Origin of the sequence: Sphingopyxis sp. (assembly GCF_050916055.1) — a bacterium.
In the GTDB taxonomy this organism is placed as follows: domain Bacteria; phylum Pseudomonadota; class Alphaproteobacteria; order Sphingomonadales; family Sphingomonadaceae; genus Sphingopyxis.
On the sequence record NZ_CP051527.1, the window covers coordinates 2,138,283 to 2,149,993 of the forward strand.

Below are 11,711 nucleotides of genomic sequence, written 5' to 3' on the forward strand. Positions count from 1 at the left end.
GGGCGGTCATTTCTTGTTCCAGTTGCGGGTCATCGACACGCGCGCGGCATAGGGGTTTCGCCGGGTCAGCGACAAGAGCAAACCCATGCCGACCGACAGCGCGATGAACGACGAGCCGCCATAGCTGATGAACGGCAGGGTCATCCCCTTCGACGGGAACAGCTGGGTGTTCACCGCCATGTTGATCGTCGCCTGGCCGCCGAACTGCGCGATCAGCCCGGCGACCGCGAGGATGAGGAAGCTGTCCTCTTCATCGAGCAGGCGGACGAGGACGCGGACGATGATCGCCAGATAGAGGACGGCGATCGCGACGCAGGCGATGATCCCGAACTCTTCGCCGATGACCGAGAAGATATAGTCGGTGTGCGCTTCGGGGAGCTGGAACTTGGCTAGCCCGGCGCCCGGGCCGGCGCCGATCAGGCCGCCGGCGGTCAGCGTCGCGTGCGCCTTGTCCTGCTGGAAGCTGTCGCCTTCGCCGAACAGCCAGGTGTTGATGCGCAGCGTCGCGACCGAATAGGTGAAATAGGCGACGACGAGGCCGGCAAAACCCAGCCCGGCGAGGATGCCGATGATCCGCATCGACAGCCCGGCGACGGTGACCAGCACCAGCCAGGTGCCGAGGAAGATGATCGTCTGTCCAAGGTCGGGCTGGCCCATCAGCAGCACCCCGATCACCCCGGTGAGCACGAAGCTGAGCGGGACGACGGGCAGGCTGGGGTCGTGGAGCCGCAGCGAGAGGATCCACGCGAGCGACACCGCGAACACGGGTTTGAGGAATTCGGACGGCTGGAGGCGGAAAATGCCGCTGCCGAGCCAGCGCTGCGCGCCGTTCACCGAGGCGCCGACGAGCGGCACCAGGAACAGCAGCGCAAGGAAGAGGATGGTGCCATAGACCGCGAAGCGCCGCGCCTGCGGCTTGGGCAGCATCGAAATCGCGAGCATCACCGGCACCCCGACGAACACCCACATCAGCTGGCGATAGAAATAATAGAGCGGGTCGAGGCTGGCGGTCGAGGTCGACAGTTTCTGCGCCGCAACGGGCGAAGCGGCGGCGACCGCGACCAGCCCGACCGCGACCAGCATCGACACGAGCAGCAGCAGCACGCGGTCGATTTCCCAGAACCACAGGCCGAGCGGGGTGCGGTCGGCGCGGCTGAGGCGCGGGCCGCGGCGCTTTACCGTGCGCGTCGCGGCGATGACCGGGCGTTCCGACGTCGCGTCCATATTGTCCATTCCCCCGCTCATGCCCCCAATGCCTTCACCATGTCGCGAAACCGGTCGCCGCGCTCTTCATAGTCGCGAAACTGATCGAACGACGCGCACGCCGGCGACAGCAGCACGATGTCGCCCGGCGCCGCGGCGGCGGCGGCGTGCGCGACCGCGGTGGCGAGGTCGCCAGCGCGATCGACCGGCAGCGCATCGCCGATCTCCGCCGCGAAGGGCTCCATCGCCTCGCCGATCAGATAGGCGGCCTTGATATGGCCGAACCACGGGCGGCACGCGGCGAGCCCGTCGCCCTTGGCCTGGCCGCCGGCGATCCAGTGCAGACGCTGGTCCGGCGCCGGCGGAAAGGCCGCCAGCGCCGGTGCAGCGGAAGCCGCGTTGGTCGCCTTGCTGTCGTTGTACCAGCGGGCGCCAGCGGCTTCGCCGACCAGTTCCATGCGATGCGGCAGCGCGTTGTAGGTCGCGAGGCCGCGTTCGATCTGGGCGTCGTCGAGCCCCAGCACCCGGCAAACCGCGATCGCGCACACGGCGTTCTGGGCGTTGTGCGGACCTTGCAGCGCCGGCCAGCGCGCCTGGTCGGCGGGGTCGATATCCTTCGCCGAGACGCGGTGGAGGCGGTGGTTGATCCGGCTGGCGATCATCTTCGACGGATCGTCGTCGACCGCGACGATCGCCACCTGATCGCGGTGCTGGAGCGAAAAGAGCCGTGCCTTCGACGCGGTGTAGCCGGCGAACCCGTCGTAGCGGTCGAGATGGTCGGGGGTGATGTTGGTGAGCACCGCGACATCGCACGCAAGGCTGTGCGAGAGATCGAGCTGGTAGCTCGACAGTTCGAGGACGTAGACGCCGCCATCTGCCAGCGGATCGCGCGACAGGATCGGCAGGCCGATGTTGCCGCCCATCAAGGCGGGAACCCCCGCGGCGCCGAGCATGTGGGTGACGAGCGCGGTGACCGTCGACTTGCCGTTGGTGCCGGTGATGCCGACCATTTTGTGTGGCGGCAGGTCGGCGCGTGCCTCTGCAAACAGTTCGACGTCGCCGATGACGGGGACATGCGCCTCGCGCGCGTGGGCGGCAATCGGGTGGCGGTTGAGCGGCACGCCGGGCGAGACGACGACCCCGGCGAATCCGATGAGGTCGATGGTCAGCGGGTCGCCGATGTCGGCGCCGAGCGCCATCGCCGCGTCGCGTGCGTCCTCGCGGTCGTCCCATGCGGTGACGCCGGCGCCGCTGGCGACGAGCGCCTCGACCGCCGCGAGCCCCGAGCGCGCCAGTCCCAGCACCGCATAGCGGCGACCGGCAAAGGCGCGGCTGGTGATCACCGGAGTTTCAAGGTCGCGAGCCCGGCGAGCGCGAGGACGATCGAGACGATCCAGAAGCGGATGACGACGGTCGATTCGGGCCAGCCGAGCTGTTCGAAATGATGGTGGATCGGCGCCATGCGAAAGACGCGCTTGCCGGTGCGCTTGTACCAGAAGACCTGGATGATCACCGACAGCGCCTCCACCACGAACAGCCCGCCGACGATGACGAGCACCAGTTCGTGCTGCGCGGTGACCGCGATCGTCGCGAGCGCGCCGCCGAGCGCGAGGCTGCCGGTGTCGCCCATGAACACCGCCGCGGGGGGCGCGTTGAACCACAGGAAGGCCAGGCACGCGCCGATGATCGCGGCGGCAAAGATCGCCAGCTCGCCGGCGCCGGGGACGTGCGGGATACCGAGATATTCGGCGAATTTCACATTGCCCGAAAGATAGACGATGACGAGGAAGGTCAGGCTGGCGATGATCACCGGGAAGGTCGCGAGCCCGTCGAGCCCGTCGGTCAGGTTCACCGCATTGCCGAAGCCGACGATCAGCACCATCGCGAAGACATAATAAAAGGGTCCGAGCGGGACGACGATGCCGCTGGAGAAGGGCAGGTAAAGGTCGGTGCCGGTGCGCGAGACGATCAGCAGCACCGCGACCCCGGCGATCAGGAACTCGATCAGCAGCCGGACGCGCGCCGAAACGCCGCGGTGGCTGGCCTTGGTCACCTTGTCGAGATCGTCGAGGAAGCCGACCGCGGCGAACCCGCCGGTCACGAACAGGCACGCCCAGACGAAGCGGTTCGACAGGTCCATCCACAACAGCGCCGAGATCATCAGCGAAATGAGGATCATCAGCCCGCCCATCGTCGGCGTGCCCTTTTTGGCGAAATGGCTTTGCGGGCCGTCGTCGCGGATCGGCTGACCCTTGCCCTGGCGCATGCGCAGCATCAGGATGAAGCGCGGCCCGATCCACAGCCCGAGGATCATCGCGGTCGCGACCGCGGCGCCCGAGCGGAAGCTGAGGTAACGGATGAGGTTGAGCGCCCCCGGAAAGCCCAGCCATTCCGCCAGCCAATATAACATCAAATATCCCCGTTCGTCAGCGCCGCCACGACGTGCGACAGGCCGACGCTGTTCGATCCCTTGACCAGCACCACGTCGCCGGGGCGGATCAGGCCGCCGAGCCGTGCCCTGGCGGCCGATTGGTCGGCGACATGCGCGAAATCGATCCGACCCTCAAGCGCCTTTGCCAGCGGCGCCATCTCGTCGCCGACGAGCAGGGCGAATTGCACCCCGGCTGCGACGAGCGGAGCGGCCAGGCCGGCGTGATACGCCGCACCATCGGGTCCAAGTTCCTTCATCGCGCCCAGGATCGCGATCCGGCGCTCGCCCGATTCGCTGCCGAGCTGGCCGATCGTCGCCGCCATCGAGGCGGGGTTGGCGTTATAGCTTTCATCGATCAGCAGGATCTGCCCGCCCGCGAGGTCGAGCCGGTGGCGCGCGCCGCGCCCGGCGAGGCCCGCCATCTCGGCAAAGGCCAGCCCCGCGGCGGGCAGGTCGCCGCCGACCGCCTTCACCGCAGCGAGCACCGCGAGGGCGTTCGACACCCAATGCGCCCCGGCCTGGGCGATGGTGAAACAGAGCAAGGCGTCCTGCACCTGCGCGGTGACGAGCGAACCGCCCTTGCCATCGGGCAGCCAGTCGACCGCACGCACATCGGCGCCGCCGCCGAGGCCAAAGCTGACAACATGCGCGGCGTGGCGTTCGGCCTTGGCGCGCAGCCGTTCGTAATGCGGGCTGTCGAAGGGGACGATCGCGGTGCCGCCGGGTTCGAGCCCTTCGAAAATCTCGCCCTTCGCGTCGGCAATCGCGTCTTCGCTGGCGAAGAATTCCATGTGCGCCGGGGCGATGGTGGTGACGATGGCGACGTGCGGGCGAACCATGCGCGTCAGCTCGGCGAGTTCGCCGCTGTGGTTCATCCCCATTTCGAACACGCCATAATCGGCGGTCGACGGCATGCGCGCAAGGCTGAGCGGCACGCCGACATGATTGTTGTAGCTTTTGACCGAGCGATGCGCCCGACCCGGACGGAAGCGGTCGAGCGCGGCGAACAGCGCCTCTTTCGTCCCCGTCTTGCCCGCCGAACCGGTGACCCCGATGATGCGGCCATGGCTGCGCGCACGCGATGCGATGCCGAGCGCGTTCAACGCGGCGGCGCTGTCGGCCACACGGACGTGCGGATGGTCGATGTTCGCTTCGCAGACGATGCCGGCGGCGCCCGCCGCAATCGCCCGGTCGATGAACTGGTGGCCGTCGGCAAACTCGCCCTTCATCGCGACGAACAGGTCGCCCTTCGCCACTTCGCGCGAATCGAAGGCGACGCCGGTCACGGTAAAATCGGCGCTCGCCTGTCCGCCGGTGGCGGCGGCGATGGCGCGGGCGGTCCACAGCGGGTTCATGCCGCCGCCTCGCGCGCCACGGCGACGTCGTCGAAAGGGATGACGCGCAGGTCGGCGCCGGCGCCGACGATCTGGCCCTGTTCGTGCCCCTTGCCGGCGATGCAGACGATATCGTAGGCGCGCGCCGCGGCGATCGCGGCGGCGATTGCTTCGCGGCGGTCGCCGATCACCTCTGCCCCCGGCGCGCCCGCCACGATTGCGGCGCGGATCGCGGCGGGATCCTCGCCGCGCGGATTGTCGTCGGTGACGATGAGAACATCGGCCTTGGCGGCGGCGACGCGGCCCATTTCGGGGCGCTTGTCGGTGTCGCGGTCGCCGCCGGCGCCGAAGACCAGGATCAGCCGCCCGCTCGCGTGCGGGCGCAGCGCATCGAGCGCGGCTTCGATCGCGTCGGGGGTGTGGGCATAATCGACGTACACCGGCGCCCCGGCGCGGGTGATCGCGGCGCGTTCGAGCCGCCCGCGCACCGGCTGGAGCCGCGCGAGGTTGGCGAGCGTCTGCGCCACATCGCCGCCGGTGGCGATGACGAGCCCGGCGGCGACGAGCGCATTGGCGACCTGATAGGCGCCGATCAGCGGCAGCGTCACTTTCTGCACCAGCGGCCCCGCGGCGATCGTCAGCGATTGGCCGAGCTGGGTCGGCTCGCGCGACACCAGCCGCAGATCGTCGCCATGCTCGCCGACGGTCAGGATCTTCAGGCCGCGCTGTTGCGCTTCATATTCGGCCGCCGGCGACCACATGTCGTCGTTCCAGATCACCGCGGTGCCGCCCGGCTGGACGACCTCGCGGAACAGCCGCATTTTCGCCGCGAGATAGGCGTCCATGTCGCCATGATAGTCGAGATGATCGTGGCTGAGATTGGTGAAGGCGGCGGCCTGCACCGGCAGGCCTTCGGTGCGATACTGGTCGAGGCCGTGGCTCGACGCCTCGAACGCCGCGTGGGTGACGCCCTCGGCGGCGAGCCCCGACATGTTCGACAGGAAGGTGACGATGTCGGGGGTGGTCAGTCCGGTCGAGGCGCTGTCGTTCGACGTCGTGATGCCGAGGGTGCCGATCGACGCGGCGTGGAACCCCGCCATGCGCCACAGCTGGCGCGTCATTTCGACGGTCGAGGTCTTGCCGTTGGTGCCGGTCACCGCAACGCAGGTCGCCGGAAAGCGGTGAAAGAAGCGCGCGGCGAGATGCGCGAAGGCGCGGCGCGGGTTGGTATCGGCGATGTGCAGCGCGCCTTCGACCGTCGCTTCGGGCCGCGCGACGACGGCGACCGCCCCCGCCGCGACGGCGGCGGCGATAAAATCCTCACCGTTGAATTTTTCGCCGACGAAGGCGCCGAAGATCGTCCCCGGCGCGACCTTGCGATGGTCGATCGCGAGCCCGGTCACCACCGGATCGGAACCCGCCGGCGCCGGATTGTCGAGCAGCGCGGCCAGACGCATTATTCGGTTTCCCCGTTTCTCCACAGCAGCGGGGTCAGTTCGGACACGTCGACGTCGCGGCGTTCGTCGGGGAAGACGCCGAGCATCGGGCCGGCGCGCATCACGACCTTTTTGACCACCGGCGCCGCGGTCCAGCCGGCGGTGCGCTGGCCCGAGCTGAAGGCATTGCCCTTCGGCTCGTCGATCATCACCAGGATGGCGTAGCGCGGATTGTCCATCGGAAAGGCGGCGGCAAAGGTCGACACCAGCGAGTGGCGGCGATAGCCGCCCGCGCCCGGCTTTTCCGCGCTGCCGGTCTTGCCGCCGACGCGAAAGCCGGGGGCATCGGCCTGTTTGCCGGTGCCGTCGGAGACGATCAGGCGGAGCAGCTGGCGCATCCGCGCGCTGGTCGACGCCTTGAACACGCGGCGCCCCTTCGGCGGCGCCTGGTCGCCGAGCTTGAGCATCGTCGCGGGGCGATAGATGCCGCCGTTGACGAGTGCGGCATAGGCGTTGGCGAGGTGCAGCGGGGTGACCGCGATGCCGTGACCGAAGCTGGTCGTCATCGTCGTCAGCCGCCCCCAATCCTTGGGCCACAGCGGATGCGCGCGTTCCTTGATCTCGATGTCCGAACGCTGGTCGAAATGCAGTTCGCGGAACAGATGCTCCATCTTTTCGCGCCCGAGCTCGTCGCCGATGCGCGCGGTGACGATGTTCGAGCTGTGGATCAGCGTTTCGGGCACGTTGAGCCAGCGGCGCGAGGGATGGCTGTCGCGGATGCGGAACCCCGCGATGGCGAGCGGCTCGGTCGCGTCGTAGCGGCGCGCCATGCTGGTGACGACACCATTGTCGATCGCCGCCGCAATCGACAGCGGTTTAAAGGTCGATCCGAGCTCGTAGAGATTATAGGTCACCGAATTGCGCCGCGTCGTCGGATCGCTGCCGGTCAGCTTGTTGGGGTTGAAGGTCGGCAGCGAGGTCATCGCCATCACCTCGCCGGTGTGGACGTCGAGGATGACCCCCGCGCCGCCGATCGCCTCCAAATTGACCACCGCATTGGCGAGCTCGCTCTCGAGCACGCCCTGGACGCGCGCGTCGATCGACATGGCGAGCGGCTGGCCGCGCGTCGCGGCATCGGTCAGCCGCGCGTCGAACGCGCCCTCGACCCCGGTGACGCCCTCACCCTCTGCATTGAGGAAGCCGAGTGCATGCGCCGCGAGTGTCGTCTGCGGGTAGAGGCGTTCCTTTTCGCGCGGAAAATCGAAGCCGACGTCGCCGATCGCGTTCACCGCCGCCACCTGATCGGGCAGCGCGCGGCGGCGGATATAGGTCGCGTGGCTGCCGCTGACCTTCGCGAGCAGATCGGCGCGGGTCATATCGGGGAAAATCTTGTGCAGCTCGTCGGCGAGATAGGCGCGGTTGTTGAGCAGTTTCGACGGGACGACACGGATCGAATAGCCGTCGATGGTGCGCGCCAGCGGCACCCCGTTGCGATCGACGATGTCGGCGCGCGCCGGCAGGAACGCCGCGGCGCCCGAGCGCTGCGCCGAGGCGGTGTCGAACATCGCAAAGAACAGCAGGCGCATCGCGATGAGCAGGAACGCCGCCATGAACAGCAGCATCAGGATCATCAGCCGCTGCTGCGCGGTCAGCAGGATCTGCTGCCGCACCCCTGCGGTTCGCACCCGGGCCGGACGGACGACCAGCGTGTTCATGGCGTGGGCCGGCCCTCCCCGGCTTCGCGCGCCGCGGCGCGCTTGAGGTCGGCGAGGGTCGATTCGGCGAGCAGCGTGTCCTCGATCATCTTGAGCTGTTCGCGCCGGCGGGTCGGCGCGAGGCGCGGCGCGGCGTCGCTGCGCACGCCGGTGTCGGCCTGGGCGAGGACGATCGGCTGGCGCGCCGCGGGCTTGGCGGCGGGCTTGGCCTTTGCGGCCGTGGCGGTCGCTGCGGGAACCGGCGCTGCGGCGGTCGGCGCTGCGGCGGTCGGGGCGGGCACCGGTGCGCCGACCGGACTGACCATCGCCATCAGCACCGGCGCGACGTCGTTGGCGCCGCGGGCGCGCGGCAGGCGGTCGAACGCCGCCAGTTCGCGCTCGTTGGCGAGATACTGCCCCGCCGACGGCGCCGAATAGCCGAAGGTTTCGGCATTCCACTGTTCGAGCTGGCGCATCGAGGCGCGCACCGCGAGTTCGGATTCCAGATAGCGGATATTGCCCTGCGCACGCTCGATCTGCGCTTCGATGCGCGTCAGTTCGCTGCGCGTCGCGGCGACCTTCAGCGACACCGGATACAGCATCATCGCGAAGGCGAGGACGAGCAGGACCAGCCCGATCCCCTGGAGTTTGCGCGCCGCCATCAGCATGGAATCGCCTCCTTCATCATGGTGTCGCCGGGCCACGCCGGTGCTGCGGTGCGCACCGCGCTGCGCAGCGTCGCCGAACGGGCGCGCGGGTTGCGCGCCTCTTCGGCCTTGCCCGGGCGCACCTTGCGCGCCGGGGTTTCGAAGGTTGCGGCCCGCGCCGAAGGGGTCGGCGCGGGCCGGTGGCGCGAACCGGCGGCATCGCCTCCGCTCCGTTCGCGCAGGAAATTCTTGACGATGCGATCCTCGGTGCTGTGAAAGCTGACCACTGCGAGCCGGCCGCCGGGGCGCAGCAGGCGTTCGGCGGCGGCGAGGCCGCGGACGAGTTCGTCGAGTTCGGCGTTGATGTGGATGCGGATCGCCTGAAAGCTTTTGGTCGACGGATCCTTGGGCGCGCCGGGCGGGTGGCGCAGCGCCTTGCGGATCACCGTCGCCAGTTCGGCGGTGCGGCTGAGCGGCCGCGCGGCGACGATCGCGCGGGCGACGCGGCGCGACTGACGCTCGTCGCCGTAATGAAAGAGGACGTCGGCGATTTCGGTCTCGTCGGCGCGGTTCAGCCATTCGGCGGCGCTTTCGCCCGCCTGCGCCATGCGCATGTCGAGCGGGCCGTCCTTCTGGAACGAAAAGCCGCGCTCGCCCTGGTCGAGCTGCATCGACGAGACGCCGATGTCGAAGGTGATGCCGTCGATCGCGTCGATGCCACGCTCGGCGAGCAGCCGGTCGATCTCGCCGAAGCGGCCGTGGATCAGCGTGAGGCGGCCGTCGGCCGCCGCGATCAGCGCCTGGCCGTCGGCGATCGCATCGGGATCGCGGTCGCAGGCGATGACATCGGCACCCGCGGCGAGCATCGCGCGGGTGTAGCCGCCGGCGCCGAAGGTCGCGTCGACGTGGCGCTCGCCCGGGGCGATGGCGAGCGCGGCGATGACTTCGTCGCGCAGGACGGGGTCGTGGCGGGTGTCGCGGGCCAGCGGGGGCGGCAGGTCGCTCATTTGCGCCCCTTCCCTTTGGTTGCGTCCCAAGACGCGGCAAGGCGCTGGAGCACCGGGTCGGCGTCGGCGCATTCGGCGAGCGTCGGCAGCCACCAGATTTCGAGGCGGCGGCCCGAGCCCACGAACGCCGTGGCGCCGGCATCGCCGACGCGGTCGCGGTGGACGAAGCTGGGCAGGAAGCGCCCGCTGTCGTCGAGCGTATAGGGTTCGGTGTAGCTGAAGCGCTTCTTGAACTCGGCATCCTCGTCGAAATCGAGGTTGCGCAGCCGTGCGGTGTCGCGGTCGCGTTCGATCTCGCCGTTCAGCCGGTCGTACTGGTCCTGGCCGTACGCGACGAGGCAGGGCAGCTTTTCGTGGAAACCGACCCAGAGCACGCGCTGGCCGTCCGCAGTGAGGGGCACATTGTTGCGGAACTGCGAGGGGACGGCGATGCGTCCCTTGCCGTCGATCGGGGCGAAATTGGTGCCAGCATACTGGCCGGGCGTTACAATCGCCATCGCTTCGCCCCCCGTATCGCGCCACCGGGCAAAACTTCCCCGAGCCGGGAATCGCGCGATTCCGGTCCGTCGGACTCAGGTGGAGAATGCCCCTCTCCGATTCCTGACTATCAACTATAGATCAGGGTGGAAAGGGGTATTTTGGGGCGAGTTAGGGCGATTGCCCCCAATTCATCGCAAAATAGGGGCATCGGCGACGAAATGAGGGTGGGCACGGTCGAACAGGGGCAAGAAATGGCTTGAACATAATAAGAACATACGCTGGCGCGCGGGGCATCGGGGCGCGATCAGCCGGCACGGGGGCGAATCCACAGCGGCCGGAGCCATGCGGCGCGGTCGTCGGCGCCATCCCAGAGATGCGCGGCGAGCCACTCCATCGTATCGGCGCGGCGCAGATGCGGCGTATCGCCGGCGAGCGGGCGCCACAGCGGCGCGAACAGCAGGTCGGCGTCACCGACGAGCCACGCCTCGCCCGCGCCGATGCGGCAGTGCGCGACGCGGCGGTCGGCAAAGGCGCGGCACGTCGGCGGCAGCGCGGTGAACCGCCCGGCGCTGAACAGGTGCAGCCGGGCGCCCTCGACATCGGCGGCGGCTTGCCCCTCGCCTTCGCGTGCGGCGCCGAGGGTGATCCCCCAATGATCGAGCAGCGGGGTGAGCAGGCTGGTGACCGGCGGGTTGCGCGGATCGCCGAGCGGATGGCGCGCCGGCCAGCCCGACAGCGCGTCGGCGAGCACCACCGCGCGGCCGCCGCCGCGCACGAAGGCGTCGATCGCGACGAGTTCCTGCGGCGCCAGCGCGCGCGGGTGGGCGAGGAGCAGCGTGCCGCCGCGCGGCGGGACATTGTCGACGAGGCTGTCGACCAGCCGCACCGGCCCCGCCGCCGCGAGCCGGGCGAGTGCCGGATCGTCGCTCGCACCGCGGGCGATCATGCCGGCGATGTCGCCGCCGTCGGCCCAGCGCAGCGGTAGGCCGGTGAGCATCGTCACGGCAGGCGCGGCAGCGGACGCCGCGACGGGGCGATAGAGCGCGGCAAGCAGCCCGTGCCCGGCCGCGAACCAGCCGACCAGCATGGCGGCGGCGACCAGCAGCCGCACGCCGCGTGAAAAACGCTGCGCCTGCACGATGCGGTCGGCGAGCCAGCCGGCGGCGGCGCCCGCGGCGCCGGTGAGCGCGATCTGCGCCCAGCCCGCCGATCCGGCGAGCGCCAGCGCGAGCGCGACTTGCGTCAACAGGATGGCGGCGAGCGCGAGGAGCAACGCTTGCCTGCGCACCGGCGCCGGTGCGGCGCGTTGCCACCCGGCGAGGAGCAGCATCGGCAGCGCGAGCAGCGGCACCGCGAGCGCCGGATCGATCCGGCCGAGCAACGCCTGCCCGCCCGCCGCCCACGCGAGCAGCAGCACCAGCGTCGCCGTCGCCAGCGCGCCGAGCAGCGACCGGCGCGTCGGCGGGGTCACGGCGCCGG

The 11,711-nt window shown here is 69.6% G+C and carries 10 protein-coding genes; all 10 read right to left on the minus strand.

Annotated features, from left to right (window positions below; genetic code table 11):
- Window positions 1-6 precede the first annotated feature (6 nt).
- Window positions 7-1,245 (minus strand): FtsW/RodA/SpoVE family cell cycle protein, encoded by a 1,239-nt coding sequence (locus HEQ22_RS10420; protein WP_432767833.1) that lies wholly within the window; start codon window positions 1,243-1,245, stop codon window positions 7-9.
- Window positions 1,242-2,546: a UDP-N-acetylmuramoyl-L-alanine--D-glutamate ligase gene (gene murD, locus HEQ22_RS10425; protein ID WP_432767834.1), complete on the minus strand. Its 1,305-nt coding sequence runs from the start codon at window positions 2,544-2,546 to the stop codon at window positions 1,242-1,244. Before murD ends, HEQ22_RS10420 begins: the two co-directional genes overlap by 4 nt.
- A complete protein-coding gene (gene mraY, locus HEQ22_RS10430) occupies window positions 2,543-3,613 on the minus strand; it encodes a phospho-N-acetylmuramoyl-pentapeptide-transferase (protein ID WP_432767835.1) in 1,071 nt (356 codons plus the stop codon). The genes murD and mraY overlap by 4 nt, the downstream gene beginning before the upstream one ends.
- Window positions 3,613-4,989 carry a UDP-N-acetylmuramoyl-tripeptide--D-alanyl-D-alanine ligase gene (locus tag HEQ22_RS10435; RefSeq protein ID WP_432767836.1) on the minus strand — a complete coding sequence of 459 codons (1,377 nt, stop codon included), beginning with the start codon at window positions 4,987-4,989 and terminating at the stop codon, window positions 3,613-3,615. Before HEQ22_RS10435 ends, mraY begins: the two co-directional genes overlap by 1 nt.
- Window positions 4,986-6,425: a UDP-N-acetylmuramoyl-L-alanyl-D-glutamate--2,6-diaminopimelate ligase gene (locus HEQ22_RS10440; protein WP_432767837.1), complete on the minus strand. Its 1,440-nt coding sequence runs from the start codon at window positions 6,423-6,425 to the stop codon at window positions 4,986-4,988. Before HEQ22_RS10440 ends, HEQ22_RS10435 begins: the two co-directional genes overlap by 4 nt.
- Window positions 6,425-8,119, minus strand: coding sequence for a peptidoglycan D,D-transpeptidase FtsI family protein (locus tag HEQ22_RS10445; RefSeq protein WP_432767838.1), 1,695 nt, complete (start codon window positions 8,117-8,119; stop codon window positions 6,425-6,427). Before HEQ22_RS10445 ends, HEQ22_RS10440 begins: the two co-directional genes overlap by 1 nt.
- Entirely contained in the window at window positions 8,116-8,766 is a 651-nt protein-coding gene (locus tag HEQ22_RS10450; protein WP_432767839.1) for a hypothetical protein, read from the minus strand. Before HEQ22_RS10450 ends, HEQ22_RS10445 begins: the two co-directional genes overlap by 4 nt.
- The gene (gene rsmH / locus HEQ22_RS10455; protein WP_432767840.1) at window positions 8,760-9,752 is read right to left on the minus strand and encodes a 16S rRNA (cytosine(1402)-N(4))-methyltransferase RsmH; all 993 of its coding nucleotides are present in this window, start codon (window positions 9,750-9,752) and stop codon (window positions 8,760-8,762) included. The genes HEQ22_RS10450 and rsmH overlap by 7 nt, the downstream gene beginning before the upstream one ends.
- Window positions 9,749-10,249, minus strand: coding sequence for a division/cell wall cluster transcriptional repressor MraZ (locus HEQ22_RS10460; protein ID WP_432767841.1), 501 nt, complete (start codon window positions 10,247-10,249; stop codon window positions 9,749-9,751). The genes rsmH and HEQ22_RS10460 overlap by 4 nt, the downstream gene beginning before the upstream one ends.
- 287 nt (window positions 10,250-10,536) lie before the next feature.
- Complete coding sequence (locus tag HEQ22_RS10465) at window positions 10,537-11,703, minus strand: Gldg family protein (RefSeq protein WP_432767842.1); 1,167 nt, start codon at window positions 11,701-11,703, stop codon at window positions 10,537-10,539.
- Between the last annotated feature and the right edge of the window lie 8 nt (window positions 11,704-11,711).